Consider the following 18,125-nt stretch of genomic DNA (forward strand, 5'->3'; position numbering starts at 1 on the left):
CGCACATCCTGTCCGTCCATACCCCACCGCACCGGTCAGGTCACGAAGTACGGCTGCCCTACTAGGTCCAAACGTTATTGAGCGAACCTTCGATGTTCCTGATACGGGAGCCGCCATGCGGGCCCAGCAAGACTCAATTGGAGCGAACCTGGGTGGCTACGATGGAATTCACAATAGTTGCGTAACATACTGTGTGTCGATTTTGCGAGATGGTGGCGTGGATATACCGGCAGGAGCGCGAGGAATGATTGCGCTCAGAAGGACTCTCGGCTAGGGGTTGCGTTGCTAGGTCAAGGAGAACATCATGATGCTGTTCTTGCGGAGATCCTCTTAAGTAAGAGGGTTGGTCTAGCGCATATTCGCCTCGTCGGGGAAGTTATTTCTACCAGGGCTGAACTGAGCATGCTTTTGCAGGGTAGGGTTGGTCTTTCATTCGACCAGCGGGCAGAACTTGTCGAAGAGGTTCTTGATCTTGAGGATGCTTATCGGGATGTGTGGCAAAAGGTGTCCTCTGGCTCTTATGATCAGAATCGAGTGGAATATCTTGCTGCGCTTGACCGTGCGTTGAGAGCTGCTGTGGAGGGAATGTCAAGCATCGTTCGACGGATTGGTGAGAGCCTGTAGAAACCTATTGAGGTGCCCGGAATGAGCTTTCCGAGGTGTCAAAAGGCGGGAGGGGAGGGGAGGGAGGCCTCACCACTGATTCGGAGTCCGGTGAGACGGCGGCCAAGCGGGTCGAGCCTGCCATTACCGGTGGTGGTGACAAGGAGCTTGTGGAGGTGTCGGTCGCCACCGGTGGTGGCGATCGGTCGGTGATCACGGCCACGGACGATCATCCGTTCTGGGTGCCGGAGTTGTCGGAGTGGGTCGACGCGGAAGACCTCAGAGGGCGTCTGATTCACGTATTTTGCCGGTAATGCGGGTTTAGCCTATCTCGGGTCTGTCAAGTTAACGGTGTAACTGGGGTTGGTTGATCTTCTACTTGCGGCCGGCGGACAGGCGTCCGTCGAAGGTGATGTCGAAGGCGTTGAGTGCGCTCTTCCAGCGGGTGGCCCAGCGTTTGCGGCCTTGCCCGGTCGGGTCGAGGCTCATCACGGCGAGGTAGACGCACTTGAGGGCGGCCTGTTCGGACTCCGCTGGCAAATTCGCTGTGTGTCGCTGCCAGGCGGGTCGGGCGTGGTTGCTCAGGCTGTTGTCTGGTGGTGACGGAGCTGATGGTTGGGAGTGGTGGCGATGTCGTTGTGCCCGCGTGCGGATGATGCGATCCCCGCGCAGACCGTGCGGGTGGCCAGGGCGGCGTTCCCGAAGACGACGTTCTGCATGCGGCTACGTGACGTGCTCGGCCCGCTGTTCAGTGACGAAGCGTTCGCGAGCCTGTTCCCCGCACGTGGACGGCCAGCCGCCTCGCCGGCGACGCTGGCGATCGTCAGCGTCCTGCAGTTCACCGAAGGACTCTCCGACGCCCAGGCGGCCGACGCGGTCCGTGGCCGGCTCGACTGGAAGTACCTTCTGGGACTGGATCTGACCGACCAGGGGTTCGACGCCTCGGTCCTGTCGGAGTTCCGTGGCCGCCTGGTCGAGTCCGGATCCGCCGAGGCGCTGGTGTTCGAGGCGGTGCTCGATCGGCTCAGAGCGGCGGATCTGCTGGCGGCGGGCGGACGAACGCGAACCGATTCAACCCATGTCCTCGGTGCGATCCGTAATCTGGAACGCCTGGAACTGGTCGGCGAGAGAGCCTGTCCGAATTTCTGTGTAACGCCCTATCCTGTCCAACTATCGGGCATCGATGGGGATACGGTTCGGGAAGAACAGGTCCAACGCGTTGAGGGCCTGTTTCCAGCCGTGCACGCCGGCGCCTTCGACCAGCCGTGGCGGCGCGGTGCGGGAGTTCGCGGGTTTACCGGCCTCGGCGGCGCGTTGCCGGGCGCGTTTGTCCTCGATGTCGGCGATCGCGAGCCAGATCAGCTTGATCACGGCGTCGTCGGTGGGGAAATGCCCACGGTTCTTGATGATCTTCCGGATCTGGTAGTTGAAGCTCTCGATCGCGTTGGTGGTGTAGATGATCCGGCGGACCTCGGGAGGGAACGCCAGGAACGGAGTGAACCGTTCCCACGCCCGTTCCCAGACCGCGACCGCGGCCGGGTAGCGTCGGCCGAGCGGGCTGTCGGCGAAGCCGAGCATCGCGGTCTCGGCCGCCTCCACCGTCGGGGCGGTGTAGATGTCCTTCAACGCGGCGGCCATCGCCCGTCGGTCCTTGTAGGACACGAACTTCGTCGCGGCCCGGATGAGGTGCACCTTATGCCGATATCGGCATAAGGTGCATTACTCCGAGGTCGCGGTTATGCCGATGCCGGGTGCTCCGGCGCTGTTCAGTGGCGGTGCTCGTGGTCGTCGGGTCGGCATAATCACAGGGCTTCGAGGAAGGCGAGCAGGCGGTCGGGCGTGCGGTAGCGGCCGGGTTGTGTGCCGGTCGGAGTTGTTCGGTCGAGGGCTCGCTGCTTGAGTTCCATGTCCGCACGTAGGTAGATCTGAGTCGTGGCGACGCTTTCGTGGCCGAGCCAGAGCGCGATGACGGTGATGTCGACGCCGGCGTGCAGCAGGCGCATGGCGGCGGTGTGCCGCAGGACGTGTGGGGTGATGGTTCTTGCGGTCAGTCGGGGGCATCGCGCGACGTAGACGGCGAGCCGTTGGGCGAGTGCGTCGTGGCTGAGTGCGCCGCCGCGGTTGGTCGGGAACAACACGTCGTCGGGTTCGCCGCCGCGTTCGGCCATCCAGGTTCGGAGCAGGTTGACGGTGTCGGTGGTCAGCGGGGTGGCGCGCCGCTTGCGGCCCTTGCCAAGGCAGCTGACATGGGGTCCTGCGCCGAGATGGGTGTCCCGGCGACGCAGCGCGGTCAGTTCGCCGGCGCGAAGCCCTGTCTGGACGGCCAGGTGCAGCATGGTGTGGTCGCGGCGGCCGGTGCGGGTGGCGCGGTCGGGCTGGTCGAGCAGTTCGTTGGTTTCCTCGTCGGTGAGGAACTCGATGATGCGGTGATCGCCTCGTTTGGCGGGGATGGCCAACACTCGGGTGATGTCGTCGCTGTGCTCGGGGTGGTGCAGCGCGGCGAAGGCGAACAGGGAGTGGATCGCGGCGAGGCGGGCGTTGCGGCTGCGGACGCTGTTGGCCCGCTGTCGTTCCAGGTGATCCAGGAACGCGGCGACTGTGGTCGCGTCCAGGTCGGCGAAGTCCAGCTTGGACAAGGGCTTGGCGGTCCTGGTGCTGGCGAACTGCAGCAGCATGCGGATGGCGTCGCGGTAGGCGGCGACGGTGTGCGGACTGGCCTGCCGCTGCGCGATCAGTCGGTTGGTGATGAAGGCCTGCACCGTGGTCGCGACGGCGGTCACGGCCGTGGTCCTGACGCCGATCGCAGCCTTTGGGCGGCCTCGGCCATCAGCTCGGGCGCGGCGTCGAGGTACCAGTACATGTTCTTCGGCGACACGTGCCCTAGGTAGGTCGACAGCAGAGGTAGCCGGGTGTCGATGTCGGCGCCGTCGCGATACCAGCCCAGCAGGGTGCGGACCGCGAACGTGTGGCGTAGGTCGTGCGGCCGGGGACGGCATGACGGCGAGCGTGGGGCCAGCCCGGCCCGGCGGGCGAGCCGGGCGAAGGTCACGCCGACGTTGAAGACGAGCAGGCGGGTGCCTGCCTGCGACACAAGCAGGGCGGGGCTGACCGGGGTGGGGAACCACGCGTGGCGGATCGCGCGGTAGGCGGTCAGCGCGGCGACGGTGCTGTCGTGCAGCGGCAGCAGGCGCTGCTTGCCGAACTTGGCGTGCCGCACCACCAGGACACCGGCGTCGGCGTCGAGGTCGCTGTCATCGGCGGCCAGCGCCTCGCCCAGACGCATGCCGGTGACCGCGAGCAGCCCGATGAGCGTGCGCATGGTAGCGGTGCGCAGCGGTGTCTTCAGCGACTCGGTCTGCTGTAACAGGGCGGCCAGGTCGGCGTCGGAGTAGAGGTAAGGCACCGCCCGGCGTCCCCGGCTTGGCAGGAGTCCGGGCGGGACGACCGGCACCGTCGGGTCCAGGGTGTGCAGGTAGGCGGCGAAGCTGCGCACCACGGACAGCCGCATTCCCAGCCAGCCCGGGCTGGCCGGCTCCGGCAGCTTCGCCCAGGCCAACGCATCATCGACGGTGAACGCGGTGCGGCCGAGGTCGTCGAGATAGTCGAGGAACTGCACGATCAGCTTCTCATCGCGGCGTAGCCCATAGCCCAGCCCGCGCCGCAGCTTCAGGTAGTCGGCCAGCGCGGCCCGCAGATCGGTGGTCATCGAGTCACCTCCTGCGGCCAAGGCATCGCCAGGCTGCGCAGCGCCGCGATGTCGACCTTGGCGTAGATGGCCGTGGTCAACACGCTGCGGTGACGCAGCACTTGGCCGATCTCGGTCAGCGGCGCCCCCGCGGCCAGCATCGCGGTCGCCGCGCTGTGCCGCAGCCGATGGGCGTAAACAGTGCCCAGCCCGGCGCGGTGCCCGGCCGCGTTGACCACCTGCGTCACGCCGATGCTGGTCAGTCCACGACGCGGGGCCTTCACCCGGACGAACACGCACCGGTCCAGCGCGCCCGCAGGCCGACCCGCTTCGAGATAGTCGACCAAGGCCTGCCCGACGTCGACCGGCAGCGGCAGGCGGTCACGGTGGCCGCCCTTGCCGCGCACCACGACCTCGCCCTGCCTCCAGTCCAGATCGTCGAGCTGCAGCCCCGCGACCTCACCGGCCCGCAGGCCCATACGGGCCAACATGGTCAGGATTGCCCGGTCCCGCAGCCCGTTCACGCTGTGCGTGTCGCACGACGCGAGCAGTGCCGTGACCTGCTCTGCGGGTAGCCCTTTGGGCAGACCCGACGCGCGGTGCGCGACCTTCGGCACGGACACCGACAGATCGGTGTCGGCGACGCCGTCGAGGAACCAGAACCGCAGCAGCGCCCGCAACGCCGACGCGCGACCCTGAACGGTCTTGGGCGCCAACGAACGGGTCAACCCGGACAGGTACGCCGTCACCGTCCGCGCCGACAGCCTCGCCGCGTCAACGCCGTCGTCGACCATCACCGTGGACACGAACGGTCGCACAGACACGACGTAGAACTCGGCGACGTCAGGCTTCACCCCGCGTTCCGCCAGCAAGTACGCCCGGAACCGCTCCACCAGCGCATCGCCAGCCGACACAGCGGCAGGCGGCTCGGCCGGCGCCGCCTGCACGTCACGCAGGTACGACAGCAACGGGTCCAGTGACCGGGATGAACGGCAGGCACGGTAGCCGGCCGCCGCACGAGCCGCGACGTAACGACGCGCCACCTGCCCCGTCAACCCCGCCGCACCCAGCCCTTCACCCGCCAGCCACCGGCTCAGGTGCGCCACCAGCGTCATCCAGTTACGCCGCGTCGCGAAGGTGTAGCCGCGCTGCTCAAGATGCGCGGCGTACCCCGCCGCGTGCGACTCCAAAGGCCCGACCACCCGGGCTCCCAGAAGATCCATCACCACCAACCCCTCCAATCAAAGGAGAGGCCAGCGTCAACCCGCCGCGATTATGCCGACAACACCAGAACGGACCTGAACAGCCGCACCGGCATACGCCGCGGCATCGGCATAACCGCGACCTCGGAGTAATGCACCTTATGCCGATATCGGCATAAGGTGCACCTGCTGCGCAACTCCTTCCGCTACGCGGCCCGCCAGCACTGGGACGCCATCGCCAAGGCCCTCAAACCGGTCTACACCGCACCGACCGAGGCCGCCGCCACCGAACGGTTCCTGGAGTTCGCCGAGACCTGGGGCGGCCGGTATCCGGCGATCGTGAAGCTGTGGGAGAACGCTTGGGCCGAGTTCGTGCCGTTCCTGGCCTTCGACGCCGAGATCCGCCGGATCATCTGCTCCACCAACGCCATCGAAAGCGTCAACGCCCGCATCCGCCGCGCGGTCCGCGCCCGCGGCCACTTCCCCAACGAGCAGGCCGCCCTCAAGTGCGTCTACCTCGCCGTGATGAGCCTCGACCCGACCGGGCAAGGCCGCAAACGCTGGGCCACCCGCTGGAAGAGCGCACTCAACGCCTTCGACATCACCTTCGACGGACGCCTGTCCGCCGGCCGCAAGTAGAAGATCAACCAACCCCAGTTACACCGTTAACTTGACAGACCCCCACCACCGAACGCCCCGGACTCAAAAGAGCACTCCACGCCGCCAAAGCCGGCCTCTACGACGTCCTACTCGTCTACCGACTCGACCGATTCAGCCGCAGCGTCACCGACCTCCTCGACCTCGTCACCATCCTCGAAGCATCAAACGTCCGCTTCTCCTCCGCCACCGAACCCATCGACACCGGCGGACCCTTCGGCCGCATGATGCTCCAACTCCTCGCCGTATTCGCCGAATTCGAACGCAACATCATCATCGACCGAGTGAAAAGTGGCATGACAGCGAAAGCCAGCAAAGGAAAATGGGCCGGCGGCACCCGCCCCTACGGCTACCTCGTCAACCCCGACCACCGCCTCGTCCCACACCCGACGAGGCACCCATCCTCCGCGACATCTTCCGCCTCTACACCCGCGACCGCGTCGGCACCCGCGCCATCGCCACCACCCTCAACGAACGCGGCGTCCCCAACCGGACCGGCAAGAAGTGGTCCGGACACACCATCAACCGAATCCTGGACAACCCCGCCTACGTCGGAGACATCGCCTACCGCGACGTCTACGTCCCCGACGCCCACGACCCCCTCATCGACCGCGACACCTTCCAACGCGCCCAGGACATCGCCGCCGCCCGCGGCGACGCCCAAACCCAGCGGGCCATGTCCGACTCGGACTACTACCTCACCGGCCTGCTCACATGTCCACGCTGCGGACATCGCTACATCGGCACGTCCGCCAACGGACGCACCCGCCGCTACCGCTACTACACCTGCTTCACCCGCACCCGCTACGGCAAACACGCCACCTGCACCGCACCCCGCCTACCCGCCGACGAACTCGACAACGCCGTCCTGCAGGCCCTCTACGACTTCTACACCACCGCCGAACCCGTCCTCGTCGCCATGATCGAACGCGCCCACACCCAACGCCACACCACCACCGACGACCGCAGCGCCGAACTCACCGCCCTCGCCAACCAGATCACCACCACCGAAGCCAGCCTCGCCAGGTATCACACCGCGTTCGAGAACGGCACCATGGACGACGCCACCGCCGGACCCCGCATCCGCGAACTCCGCCAACGACTGGCCCAACTCCACACCCGGCACACCGAACTCGACACCGAACTCGCCGCCCAACCCGCCCCACCAGCACCCGGAACCATCACCACGATCCGCGACTACCTCAGCACGATCATGACCAGCGGCAGCGACACCGAACGCAAAGCCGCCATCGAAACCCTCATCGCCGAAGTCCAACTCACCGACCAGGGAGTCATCCCCGTGTTCAAGATCCCCACCGACACGACGATGCCCCCGCCCAACCCGGACGGGGGCACTCACGAGGAACAACCACCGGTTCGCACAATGGTGCGGTCGGTGGAGCCGAGGGGACTCGAACCCCTGACCCCCACACTGCCAGTGTGGTGCGCTACCAGCTGCGCCACGGCCCCCGGTCGGCCCGGATCTCCCGGGCACCCGGCAATACTACACACGCCGCCCCGCGCGGTCATCTCGCGGGGTCGGCTCGCCGACGTCCGGGTCGGCTCAGCGATGCGCGAGGTCAGTTCATCGAGACGTCGGCCGGGAAGTGGGCCACCGCGGCCATCATGCCGCGCTGGCGGCGCAGCACCATCGGCCACAGATCGTCCGGGCGGGCCATGAACGGATCGTCCGGCAGGCCCTCCAGCACGAACCAGGAGCCGGCGTTGATCTCCTCCTCCAGCTGCCCGGCCGACCAGCCCGAGTAGCCGGCGAAGACCCGGATCCCGGAGATCGACTCGGCGAGCGGCCCCGGGTCGGTCGACAGGTCGACGGTGCCGAGCGGGCCGGCGATGCGGTGGAAACCCTTCACCCGGCCGGTCTGGGTGCGGGTACGGGCCAGGCAGATCGCCGACTCGGGCTGCACCGGGCCGCCCTCGAACAGCACCGACGGCTCCCGGGCGAGACTGCTCCAGCCACCCAGCACCTCGGCGACCGGCACCTCGGTGGCCCGGTTCAGCACCACCCCGAGCGCTCCTCCGGCCTCGTGGGCGACCAGCAGCACGACCGTACGGTCGAAGTTGGGATCCTTGAGCGTGGGCGTCGCGACCAGCAGTTGGCCGGTCATCGACGCCATCGACCGTCCCCCGATCCGCTGACCTTCACCGTGCACCTCGACCTCCCGTACCTGCCCACACGGCGCAGTCACGACCCCCACGGTCCGCGCGGACGGCGCGGCGCCGATCCGCCACGGGTGCAGTGAAAGCCATGCCTGGCACCATAGCTTGCTCGACAGCGCCCGGTTAAGGTCTAACCGCGCGGGCGTGGCACGGGCGTTTCCGGCCACCCTGCCCGAAACCGGGAGGGACCTGATGCAGGCGCAGGCAGAGCTGGCGGTGATCGGCGGATCCGGGCTGTACGCGTTGCTGGACAACGCGACGGAGCACCGGGTGCCGACGCCGTACGGTGAACCGTCCGATTCGATCACCGTCGCCGACGTCGGCGGACGGCGGGTCGCGTTCCTGCCCCGACACGGCCGGGACCACCGGCATCCGCCGCACCGGATCCCGTACCGGGCCAACCTGTGGGCGTTGCGCTCGCTCGGCGTACGCCAGGTGCTGGCGCCGTGCGCGGTCGGCGGGCTGCGCCCGGAGCTCGGCCCGGGCACGTTCGTGGTGCCCGACCAGCTGATCGACCGGACCAGTGGGCGGGTGCAGACCTTCTACGACCAGGGTGCGGTGCACGTCAGCTTCGCTGACCCGTACTGCCCGACCGGGCGGTCGGTGCTGCTGCGGGTCGGCGCCGAGCAGGGCCTGCAGCCACGCGACGGCGGTGCGGTGGTGGTGGTCGAGGGGCCACGGTTCTCCACCCGGGCGGAGTCCCGATGGTTCACCGCGATCGGCGGCGCGGTGGTCAACATGACCGGCCACCCGGAGGCGGTTCTCGCCCGGGAGCTGGCGCTGTGCTACACGTCGATCGCCCTGGTGACCGATCTGGACGCGGGCGTCGAGGGTGGGCACGCGGTGACCCAGGAAGAGGTGTTCCGGGTGTTCGGCGAGAACACCGCCCGGCTACGCGCGCTGCTGCTGGCCGCGCTGGAGACCTGGCCGATGGAGCGGGACTGCCCGTGCCCGCGGTCACTCGACGGCATCACCCTGCCCCTCGAGCTGCCCTGACGGTGCCAGCACCACCACCGCAGCGCTGATCCCGGCGACGTCGAGGCACATCCGGATCCGGTTGCCGGTCGCCGCGTCACCGGCCAGGATCACCGCCTCCCCGGCGGGCAGGTTCCAGGCTCCGGCCGGTTGGCGTTGCCCGGGCAGGCCCCGGTCGAGCAGTTGGGACATGGTCACGGCGGTGTCGTCCGGTTCCTGACCCGGGCCGTACGGCTGCGGCATGGCTCAGCCGACCGCAGCGATGTGCAGTGGGCGACCGGTGAGCGCGTCGAGCACCGTACGGGCCCCAAGCGCCTCGTCGAGGGTCACGGTGACCGGATGGAACAGCAGTTGGTCGGTGCATTCCTGCGCGGTGCGGGTCACACCGCCGGCGACCACCACGGCGTCCGCGTACTCCTGCACGAACGGGGTGATGTCGCTGTCGCAGGCTCCGACGCCGAGCTGGTACGCCAACTCGGTGCCGTCGACGCCGGTGAGGTTCTGCGCGGTGACGAACGTGGTCATCCCGGCCGGCTCCGGCACCTGCGGTTCGGGGGCCGGTACGGCGACCGATTCGTCGACGGCGACCCGGGCGACCGGACCGTCGAGTTCGGCGACGTCGAACAGCCAGGCGGGCACCTGTGCCGTGCCCCGGCTGGTCAGCAGGTCGACGGTGCCGAGCGTGGCGGCCGTGACGGTCAGCGCCTGGCAGCCGAGCTCACCGGAGTGGGTGACGCTGTCGTCCGGGCCGGGTGTGCCGCCCAGGTCGGTGGCGCTGCCGGTCGGGTCGGGGCCGGGTCGGGCCGCGTCGCACTGCGGCGGGTCGCCCTGGCGTAGTTCCGCGTACGCGTCGGCGGCGCTGACCAGCGGTACGCTCAGCGTCCCGTCGGGGAAGTCGACGGTGCCGTCGGCGGGTGTCTCGGTCGGTACGGTCAACTCGGCCCGGTACCACCCGGCGTGGAACGCCTGTTCGGTTTCCGGGGTGAATCCGGGCTCGGCGGGGAGCACGGTAGGGCTCTGCAGTGGCGCGTAGCCGGCCAGCCACTCCTGCCGTCCGCTGGCGGTGCGCCACGCCTCGGCGACCTCGTCGGCGCGCTGCTGGAAGCTCTCCCAACGTTCGTCGGCGGAGCCTCCTGGACCGCCGGGTGCGGTCCCGTCGGTCGGCGCGCAACCTGCGATCAGGATCAGTGGTATGCCCAACAGGGCGGTGAAACGGCGCATGTCGGGTCAGACGCACCAGGTTGGCAGCGGGTTCCCGGACCAACTAGGCGATTGACTACATATAGTGAGCTGGCCATACAACGACAGCCGGCCCACCGCCTGGTGGCGGTGGGCCGGCTGTTGTCCGTGGAGGTGCCGGGAATCGAACCCGGGTCCTTCGGCGTCTTGCCAGGGCTTCTCCGAGCGCAGCTCGCTGTGCCTCTACTCGGCCCCATCGATCACGCGAGCGAGTCGATGTGACGGGCCCAGTCGCGTTTGATCTCGCCGCACGAACCCCGCGACCGGGTTCGCTAGGCCAGCCCTCTCACTGATGCCGGTTACTGGGCCGAAGGCAGTCCCAGACCGACAGACTTGCTACTCGCCTCAGGCGGCGAGAGCGAAGTCAGCGCGCTTAGAGTTGGCGCTTATTGGTTTCCGACGACCGATTCACGAGACGACGTCGGCTTCCTCGGCTCGCTTCCCCTGCCGCAACGTACGAAGTCGAAACCAGTCACCCCCTGGTGTGCGGCGCGGCCCGGAGGTGGTCCGCGCCCGTACCGATCCTAACGCCTCCGGCCCCGGGCTTCATCCCGGTTACGGCCAGAAGGCTTGAGCCGGCTACGGGCAGAAGGTGCTACCCGGTCAGCCCATCCCCTTGCCGCGCCGGCCCACTGCCCGCTGGATCTCCCGGTCGGCGTCCCGCTTGGCCAGGTCCTGTCGCTTGTCGTAGGACTTCTTGCCGCGCGCGAGTGCCAGCTCGACCTTGGCCCAGCCGTCGGAGAAGTACACCGAGAGCGGGACCAGGGTCAGACCGCCCTCCCGCAGCTTGCCGAGCAGCCGGTCGATCTCGGTGCGGTGCAGCAGCAGCTTGCGGGTCCGGCGGGGCTCGTGATTGGTCCAGGTGCCCTGGTCGTACTCCGGGATGTGCATGCCGTACAGGAAGATCTCGCCCTGCCGTTCCTGGGCGAAGGCGTCCACCAGCGAGGCCCGGCCGGACCGCAGCGACTTGACCTCGGTGCCGGTCAGCGCCATGCCGGCCTCGTACACGTCGCTGATGGCGTAGTCGTGCCGGGCCTTGCGGTTCGAAGCGACGACTTTGCGCCCTTTCTCCCGCGGCATGGCTGCCTCCTCTCCGGACCCAGGCGCTGCTGCGCAGACGCGGCGCCGACGGACAACCGCGCCATGTTACCCCGCGACGACGCGCCGGCCGGTACCGGTTTTCCCGGTACCGGCCGGCGCGCGGCGGCAGATCGAGTCGATCGGGTCGAGCGTCAGACCCGCAGGTAGAAGCGCAGCGTCACCCAGGCGGTGATCGCGCTGACCAGGCCACCGACGCCGGCCATCACCGGGAACATCAGCAGTACGCTGCTCCACTCGATCGGGGTCAGCAGTTCGGTGAGGTCGCGCAGCGAGCCGTCGAGCAGGAACATCTTGCCCAGCACCAGGGCGCCGAAGCCCAGCAGCGAGCCGAACAGGCCGGCGACGACGGCTTCGAGTACGAACGGGGCCTGGATGAACCAGTTTGAGGCGCCGACCAGCCGCATCACGGCGACCTCGCGCCGCTTGCTGTACGCCGCGACCTGGATCGTGTTGCCGACCAGCAGCAGAGCCGCCACCGCCATGATCGATGCGGCGATCAGCGCCATGCTCTGCACCGAGCCGAGGATGTTGAAGATCTTGTCGAGCAGCCTGCGCTGGTCAACGATCTCGTCGATGCCCTCGGTGCCGTTGTACTTGTCGAAGATCGCCTGGTATTCCTCCGGATCGACCAGCTTGATCCGGAACGATTCGGGCAGTTGGTCCGGCTCGACCGCATTGACCAGGTCCGGGGCGTCGGCGTAGAGCGTCTGGAAGCGGTTGTACGCTTCATCCTTGGACTCGTACGTGACGTTAAAGATCAACGGGTCGGCGTCGAGCGAGCTCTGCAGGCTGTCGCGTTGCTCGTCAGAGACGTCGGACACCAGGAAGATCGAGACCTCGATCTGATCGTAGTAGAAGTCCTTCATCGAGTTGACCTGCAGGTACATCAGGCCACTCGCGCCCAGCATGGTGAGCGACACCGCCATGGTGATGATCATGGCGACGGTCATCGTCACGTTGCGCCACAGCCCGACCATCACCTCGGACAGGACGTATTTCGCGCGCATCGGGTTCCTCTTCCGGATCTGCCGCTGGATGGTGGTACCAGGCCGCCACGTGCCGGTGCCGGCCGACACAGGCCCCGGTGGAGCCGTGGTGGCTGGTTAGCCGTAGACGCCGCGAGCCTGGTCGCGGACGATCCGGCCGGCCTCGATCTCGATGACCCGCCGCCGCATCTGGTTGACGATGTTCGAGTCGTGGGTGACCATCACAACCGTGGTACCGGTGCGGTTGATCCGGTCCAGCAGCCGCATGATCTCGATCGAGGTGTCCGGATCGAGGTTTCCGGTCGGCTCGTCGGCGAGCAGCACCAGCGGCCGGTTGACGAACGCCCGGGCCACCGCGACGCGCTGCTGCTCACCACCGGAAAGTTCGTGCGGGTAGCGGTGCTCCTTGCCGCCCAGGCCGACCAGCTCCAGCACCTCCGGGACGACCCGCCGGGCGACCGCCTTGGTCTTGCCGATCACCTCGAGGGCGAAGGCGACGTTCTCGTACGCGGTGCGGTTGGGCAGCAGCCGGAAGTCCTGGAACACGCAACCGATGGAGCGCCGGAAGTTGGGGATCTTCCAGGAGCGCATGGTCGTGACGTCCTTGCTGTTGACGATGACCTTGCCCTGGTTGGGGGTCACCTCGTGCAGCAGCAGCTTGATGATCGTGGACTTGCCGGAGCCGGACGGACCGATGAAGAAGACGAACTCGCCCTTCTCGATCGCAACCGACACGTTGTCCAGCGAGGGCCGGGACGCCTTCGGGTACGTCTTCGTCACTTGCTCGAGCGCAATCACGGGTGGTGAGTCTACGCGGTGTAACGGCTACGCCAAGTCCAGCCTGATGGTAGATGTCTCCTATGTCGGTAATGCGCGAGGTTTCGTACCAGCAAATCCCCGCGAAACCCAGGAAATCAGCCGTCTGGACCGAACCGACACCACCCGAAATGATGGGCTCAGTCACAGGCCGTACATGAGACTTGGATACGAATAGTAGTTGGGCAACTGCCGCCAGTATCAGTCCTCGGCGAGTTCCTGTTGCTTGCGCCAGCGGATGCCAGCCTCGATGAAGGCGTCCAGGTCGCCGTCGAGCACCGCGGTGGGGTTGCCGGTCTCCTGCTCGGTCCGCAGATCCTTCACCATCTGGTACGGATGCAGCACGTACGACCGCATCTGGTCGCCCCACGAGCCGGCGGCGTCGGTCTTGAGCCCGGCCATCTTGGCCTGCTCCTCCTGCCGCTTGCGCTCCAGCAGCCGGGCCTGCAGCACGCGCAGCGCGGCCGCCTTGTTCTGCAGCTGGGACTTCTCGTTCTGGCAGGTGACCACGATGCCGGTGGGGATATGGGTGAGCCGTACGGCCGAGTCGGTGGTGTTCACACTCTGCCCGCCCGGCCCCGAGGACCGGTAGACGTCCACCCGGATCTCGTTTTCCGGGATGTCGATGTGATCGGTCTGCTCGACCACCGGCAGCACCTCGACGCCGGCGAAGCTGGTCTGCCGCCGACCCTGGTTGTCGAATGGGCTGATCCGCACCAAACGGTGCGTTCCGGACTCAACGCTGAGGGTGCCGAACGCGTACGGCGCCTTGACCGTGAAGGTGGCCGACTTGAGACCGGCCTCCTCCGCGTACGACGTCTCGTAGACCTCGGTGGGGTAGCCGTGCCGCTCCGCCCACCGCAGGTACATGCGCAGTAGCATCTCGGCGAAGTCGGCGGCGTCGACACCGCCGGCCCCGGCCCGGATCGCCACCAGCGCCTCCCGGGAGTCGTACTCCCCGGAGAGCAGCGTGCGCACCTCCAACTCCTCGATCGCCTTGTGCAACCCGGCCAGCTCGGTGCCGACTTCAGCAACCGTGCCGGCGTCCTCCTCCGCCTGCGCCATCTCCAGCAGCAAGGCCGCGTCGTCCAGCCGGGTGCGCAACGACTCCAGCTTGGCGATCTCCGCGTTCGCGTACGACAGCCGGGAGGTGACCTGCTGTGCCCTCGCCTGGTCGTTCCAGAGGTCGGGGGCAGAGGCAGCCTCCTCCAGCTCCGCCCGGTCGCGGCGCAGTCGATCAATGTCGATGACCGCCTCGATCCGGCGAAGCGTGGCGTCAAGATCTTTTAGCTGGTCGGCATAGTCGGCAGTGGTCACAACCGACAACAATACGTCGTGACCACCGACGACCGCCGCCGGTGGTCAGCCCACCGGTGCGGTCTTCAGCCAGGAGAGTGCGGCCTTGTGGTAGGCGACGGCGAACTCGAGCGCGGCGGCCCCGAAGGTGTCGCCGTTCTTCTTCGCCTCGCGGGCCTGCTCGCGGGCCGCGGCCAGCGCTTCGGTGTGGTGCTCGCTCGCGTCCGCGTAGACCGTCTTCAACTGGTCGGCCGTGTGGTGCTCACCGAACGCCACCCGCAACGCGATCGGGTTGCGCACCGAGTCGCGACCCGGGGCGTCGGCCAACCACTTGAGAAACGCCCGCTTGCCGGCTGCGGTGATCGCGTACGGCTGGCTCGACCGCGGCCCGGGCTTGCCGAGCCGGACCAGGCCCTGCTCGGCAAGCACCGGTAGCTCCCGGTACACCTGGCTTCTGGTCATCGACCAGTAAGCGCCAAGTCGACGGTCAGCTTCAGCCATCAGCTGCCCGCCTGTCATGGGTCCTTCATGGAGCAGTCCGAGAAGGGCTGCCGCCGTGGGATTGATTCGTACATCCGCCATGCCCTCTACGCTGCCACTTTGTCGCCTCTACGTCCAGGATTTGGCGCGATCCGCGACCAACCGTGTTCTAAAGTGCACTGTCTGTGGACGACGGTCCGGTAAGGAAGATCAATATTTACCATCAGGCAGCAAAACGGACAAAGAATATGTTACCCGCAGCAACATGCCTAGGCACAGGAATCATTAGTGAAGTTTGAGGCATGAAGTCTACTTCGTCTGACTAGTTCGGAGTGTCCGGTCCGGCCACCCCGGACATCGGCCACTGTGGCACCGGGTCCCCGATCCGGAGCCCCAGGTCACCGGGCATATCCTCCGGAAAGCCTGGTAGCTGTCCCGGATCGGACGGTTGCGGCGTCCCGATGGCCACACCAGACCCAGCCGTCCCGCTCGAACCTACCTGGCCGGTGGGACCAACCGGGCTCCCCGACGGCGTCCCGCCCTGCTGATCGCCCGGGGGAACCGACCTCGGCAATGACTCCGCAGCCGGCGGTGCCGACGGCACCGCCGCGCCGACCGGGCCGATCGGGCCACTGAGCCGGCCCGGCTGCGAGCCGGCCCCCTGTCCGGCCGCCAGGGTGAGACCCGTTACCAACGCCGACAACGCGAGCCCCGCTCCGGCCAATCCGCCGAACTGCAGCGCCCGGCGTCGTGGCCGCGCTCCCACCGGAGCCGCGGAAGCGGCCGCAACGTCCCGGGGCCACCAGGTGACCGTATCCGCCGGCAACGCCGGCAACGCCGGCCAGCCGTCGAGCGCCGGTTCCAGACCACGCAGCCGGGCGACGAGCGACCAGGCGGTCGGCCGGTCGGCCGGCCGTGCCGCCAGGCACTGCTCGATCACCGGCCACACCGCCGGTGGCAGCCCGGGCGGTGGTACCGGCACACACCGCCGGTGCCGGGCGAGGACCTCGTCGGCGCTCCCGCCCCGGTACGGCGTACGGCCGCACAGCAACTCGAACAGCACGATGCCCAGCGCGTAGACGTCCGACGACCAGGTCGGCGGACCGCCGCTGGCAATCTCCGGCGCGGCGTACTCCGGGGTGGCCAGGGTGGCCCGGTCCGGCGCCGACGCGGGCCCGGTCCGGGCGGCACCAAAGTCGATCAGCCGCACCCGGCCGCCGTCCGCCGGCGCCAGCAGGTTCGCCGGTTTGACATCGCCGTGCGCGATGTCCCGTTCGTGCAGGTACGACAGAGCAGTGGCGACCTGCGCGGCGACGGCGACCGCGACAGCCGGGGGCAGCGGACCGTCCCGGCGGACCCGGTGGCGCAGGTCGTCGCCGTCGACCAGGTCCAGAACCAGGGCGGGCAGGTCGCCCACGGCGGTCCGGGCCCGGAGCCGGATCACGTTCGGATGGTCCAGCCGGGACAGCAGAGCAGCCTCGGTGTGGAAGCCCTCCACCAGATCGGGATACTCGGCGGCGTCCGACCGGAGCACCTTCACCGCCACCGGCACGTCGTCGCGCAGATCGTGCCCGTGGTGCACCGCGCCAACCGCCCCACGGGAGAACTGCGCCCCCAGCCGGTACCGCCCGTCGAGCGCCTGTCGCGTGCCGTACTGCCCGTCCACTCCGTCGACGGTAGGTGTGCGGCTGAGGCACGACGGTCACCAAAGCGACGCTTGGCACGAACCTGGGAGGGATCCGCGTCACTGTGACGGGAAGTTGTCCGACCGTGGACGTCAGCGGGTGCCGGCCGAGCCCACCGCCGGCTCGGAACCCACCGCCGGCTCGGAGCCGACAGCAGGTTCGGGACCCACCGCCGGCTCGGCATCCGCAGTCGGCGCGGCATCTGCGGCCGGCTCCGGATCCGGCTGGCCGGGCAACGTCCGGCCGAGGCAGATCAACGCGGTGAACGCCGCAGTGAACAGGACGATCAGCGCCGAGTTGATCCGGGCCCCGTCGGCCATGGTCTGGAAGGCCTGGTCGCTTTCACTGAACGACCGGGCCAGATCGAGCAACTGGGCACCACCGACCCGGGTGACCACCTCGGCGATCACCAACAGCAAGCCGGGACCGGCCCCGGCGACCAGGTATCCCGGCCAGGGCAGCGGCCGGCCGGACCGGCGTACCGCCCGGTGCAGGTAGCCGAAGGTCACCAGCCCGGCGAGGGCGCCGGCCAGCAGGGCGGTGGCCCAGACCAGCCGGGACTGCGCGGCCAGCACGGATCCGGCGGTGTCGGCGGCTCCGAACAGCTCCAGCAACGGCCCCTTGGCAAGTTCCCTGGCGGTCGTCGTGCCGGCGACCGCCAGCGCGCCGGCGGCGGCCGCCGCCGTCAGCAGGCCGGCCCGGCGGTGCAGACCCGTCAACGCGCCGCCGACCGTGGCGCCGGCGAACAGCGCCCAGCCGAGGATCTCGACGGCCGACCCGCCCCGGCCGTCGCCGAACACGACGGCGGCGGCGGCACCGACGCCGGTCGACGCTCCGCAGCCGAGGGCGACAAGCAGTCTCGGCACCGCTGCCGCGCCCAGCCACCGGTCCGCCAGTCGGCGGGCCGCCTGGGCGACACCCGCTCCGGCGATCAGCGCCGCGAAGATCACCGCCGGGAGCCCGTACGCGGTCTCGGTCACCGCGAGCACCCCGTCGGTGGACGACCCCAGGGTGCTCAACACGGAGACGATCAGCAGGGTCACCCAGGCGAGGCTGAGCAGGCCGAGAACGACTGCCGCGCCGACCGAGCCGGCCGGGCCCGACTCGGCGTCGGGGGCGACTGCGGGTTGGCTGGTCATCGCTGGTGCCCTCCTGGTCGTCGGCGTGCTGTCGTCCGGTGCCGACCAGCGTACGCGGATCGGCGTGCGGGTCAGCCGGGCGT

16 protein-coding genes, 1 tRNA gene, 1 other RNA gene and 6 pseudogenes are annotated in these 18,125 nt (G+C 68.4%); 6 read left to right on the top strand and 18 right to left on the bottom strand.

The features are described from left to right. Positions 1-659 precede the first annotated feature (659 nt). Positions 660-917, top strand: a complete 258-nt coding sequence (locus ACFHW1_RS20390) for a polymorphic toxin-type HINT domain-containing protein (protein ID WP_416557657.1) — start codon at positions 660-662, stop codon at positions 915-917. A gap of 61 nt (positions 918-978) precedes the next feature. Here ACFHW1_RS20390 and ACFHW1_RS20395 read toward each other — a convergent pair. Beyond that, positions 979-1,131: pseudogene (locus tag ACFHW1_RS20395) on the bottom strand (IS256 family transposase); the annotation flags it as partial. A gap of 189 nt (positions 1,132-1,320) precedes the next feature. Here ACFHW1_RS20395 and ACFHW1_RS20400 point away from each other — a divergent pair. After that, positions 1,321-1,587 (top strand): annotated as a pseudogene (locus tag ACFHW1_RS20400) (transposase); the annotation flags it as partial. A gap of 186 nt (positions 1,588-1,773) precedes the next feature. Here ACFHW1_RS20400 and ACFHW1_RS20405 read toward each other — a convergent pair. The 4 genes and pseudogenes from ACFHW1_RS20405 to ACFHW1_RS20420 form a co-directional block, all read right to left on the bottom strand. Continuing rightward, positions 1,774-2,295, bottom strand: a pseudogene (locus ACFHW1_RS20405) (transposase); the annotation flags it as partial. 110 nt (positions 2,296-2,405) lie between these two features. Further along, the gene (locus ACFHW1_RS20410) at positions 2,406-3,383 is read right to left on the bottom strand and encodes a tyrosine-type recombinase/integrase (protein ID WP_416615933.1); all 978 of its coding nucleotides are present in this window, start codon (positions 3,381-3,383) and stop codon (positions 2,406-2,408) included. Beyond that, positions 3,380-4,309 carry a tyrosine-type recombinase/integrase gene (locus ACFHW1_RS20415; RefSeq protein ID WP_416615934.1) on the bottom strand — a complete coding sequence of 310 codons (930 nt, stop codon included), beginning with the start codon at positions 4,307-4,309 and terminating at the stop codon, positions 3,380-3,382. Before ACFHW1_RS20415 ends, ACFHW1_RS20410 begins: the two co-directional genes overlap by 4 nt. Then, entirely contained in the window at positions 4,306-5,511 is a 1,206-nt protein-coding gene (locus ACFHW1_RS20420; RefSeq protein ID WP_416557623.1) for a tyrosine-type recombinase/integrase, read from the bottom strand. The genes ACFHW1_RS20415 and ACFHW1_RS20420 overlap by 4 nt, the downstream gene beginning before the upstream one ends. Positions 5,512-5,670: 159 nt before the next feature. On the opposite strand from ACFHW1_RS20420, the pseudogene ACFHW1_RS20425 reads away from it, so the two are divergent. The 3 pseudogenes from ACFHW1_RS20425 to ACFHW1_RS20435 all read left to right on the top strand — a co-directional run. Beyond that, positions 5,671-6,129 (top strand): annotated as a pseudogene (locus ACFHW1_RS20425) (transposase); the annotation flags it as partial. 104 nt (positions 6,130-6,233) lie between these two features. Continuing rightward, positions 6,234-6,413: pseudogene (locus ACFHW1_RS20430) on the top strand (recombinase family protein); the annotation flags it as partial. A gap of 56 nt (positions 6,414-6,469) precedes the next feature. Beyond that, positions 6,470-6,967, top strand: a pseudogene (locus ACFHW1_RS20435) (recombinase family protein); the annotation flags it as partial. 18 nt (positions 6,968-6,985) lie between these two features. On the opposite strand, the gene ACFHW1_RS20440 reads toward ACFHW1_RS20435, so the two are convergent. The 3 genes from ACFHW1_RS20440 to ACFHW1_RS20450 all read right to left on the bottom strand — a co-directional run bounded on the left by ACFHW1_RS20440 (position 6,986) and on the right by ACFHW1_RS20450 (position 8,282). Then, on the bottom strand, positions 6,986-7,423 hold the full coding sequence (locus ACFHW1_RS20440) for a hypothetical protein (protein WP_416615935.1): 438 nt from the start codon (positions 7,421-7,423) through the stop codon (positions 6,986-6,988). 121 nt (positions 7,424-7,544) lie between these two features. After that, positions 7,545-7,617: transfer RNA gene (locus ACFHW1_RS20445), tRNA-Ala, on the bottom strand. A gap of 110 nt (positions 7,618-7,727) precedes the next feature. Then, positions 7,728-8,282 carry a YqgE/AlgH family protein gene (locus ACFHW1_RS20450; protein WP_123605053.1) on the bottom strand — a complete coding sequence of 185 codons (555 nt, stop codon included), beginning with the start codon at positions 8,280-8,282 and terminating at the stop codon, positions 7,728-7,730. Between the two features lie 235 nt (positions 8,283-8,517). Between ACFHW1_RS20450 and ACFHW1_RS20455 the strand changes: the two genes are divergently transcribed. Beyond that, positions 8,518-9,321 carry an S-methyl-5'-thioadenosine phosphorylase gene (locus ACFHW1_RS20455; protein WP_416556107.1) on the top strand — a complete coding sequence of 268 codons (804 nt, stop codon included), beginning with the start codon at positions 8,518-8,520 and terminating at the stop codon, positions 9,319-9,321. Here the strand turns inward: ACFHW1_RS20455 and ACFHW1_RS20460 are convergent. The 10 genes from ACFHW1_RS20460 to ACFHW1_RS20505 all read right to left on the bottom strand — a co-directional run bounded on the left by ACFHW1_RS20460 (position 9,283) and on the right by ACFHW1_RS20505 (position 18,042). Next, positions 9,283-9,543, bottom strand: a complete 261-nt coding sequence (locus ACFHW1_RS20460; protein ID WP_416556106.1) for a hypothetical protein — start codon at positions 9,541-9,543, stop codon at positions 9,283-9,285. The two genes, ACFHW1_RS20455 and ACFHW1_RS20460, sit on opposite strands and share 39 nt — an antisense overlap. 3 nt (positions 9,544-9,546) lie before the next feature. Then, the gene (locus tag ACFHW1_RS20465; protein WP_416556105.1) at positions 9,547-10,521 is read right to left on the bottom strand and encodes a hypothetical protein; all 975 of its coding nucleotides are present in this window, start codon (positions 10,519-10,521) and stop codon (positions 9,547-9,549) included. 124 nt (positions 10,522-10,645) lie between these two features. Beyond that, positions 10,646-11,019, bottom strand: a transfer-messenger RNA (tmRNA) gene (gene ssrA, locus ACFHW1_RS20470). Between the two features lie 123 nt (positions 11,020-11,142). Beyond that, a complete protein-coding gene (gene smpB, locus ACFHW1_RS20475; RefSeq protein WP_416556104.1) occupies positions 11,143-11,619 on the bottom strand; it encodes an SsrA-binding protein SmpB in 477 nt (158 codons plus the stop codon). Between the two features lie 152 nt (positions 11,620-11,771). After that, complete coding sequence (gene ftsX / locus ACFHW1_RS20480; protein ID WP_416556103.1) at positions 11,772-12,647, bottom strand: permease-like cell division protein FtsX; 876 nt, start codon at positions 12,645-12,647, stop codon at positions 11,772-11,774. A 96-nt stretch (positions 12,648-12,743) separates the two neighbouring features. After that, the gene (gene ftsE, locus ACFHW1_RS20485) at positions 12,744-13,424 is read right to left on the bottom strand and encodes a cell division ATP-binding protein FtsE (protein ID WP_123603706.1); all 681 of its coding nucleotides are present in this window, start codon (positions 13,422-13,424) and stop codon (positions 12,744-12,746) included. 219 nt (positions 13,425-13,643) lie between these two features. Then, positions 13,644-14,759, bottom strand: coding sequence for a peptide chain release factor 2 (prfB, locus tag ACFHW1_RS20490; protein WP_282233698.1), 1,116 nt, complete (start codon positions 14,757-14,759; stop codon positions 13,644-13,646). A gap of 45 nt (positions 14,760-14,804) precedes the next feature. After that, positions 14,805-15,320: a PadR family transcriptional regulator gene (locus ACFHW1_RS20495; RefSeq protein ID WP_123603708.1), complete on the bottom strand. Its 516-nt coding sequence runs from the start codon at positions 15,318-15,320 to the stop codon at positions 14,805-14,807. A 220-nt stretch (positions 15,321-15,540) separates the two neighbouring features. After that, positions 15,541-16,884 carry a serine/threonine-protein kinase gene (locus tag ACFHW1_RS20500; RefSeq protein ID WP_416556102.1) on the bottom strand — a complete coding sequence of 448 codons (1,344 nt, stop codon included), beginning with the start codon at positions 16,882-16,884 and terminating at the stop codon, positions 15,541-15,543. A gap of 111 nt (positions 16,885-16,995) precedes the next feature. After that, positions 16,996-18,042, bottom strand: a complete 1,047-nt coding sequence (locus ACFHW1_RS20505) for a hypothetical protein (protein WP_416591459.1) — start codon at positions 18,040-18,042, stop codon at positions 16,996-16,998. Between the last annotated feature and the right edge of the window lie 83 nt (positions 18,043-18,125).

It is taken from the genome of Micromonospora sp. LOL_014 (assembly GCF_048060245.1).
Lineage (GTDB): Bacteria > Actinomycetota > Actinomycetes > Mycobacteriales > Micromonosporaceae > Micromonospora_E.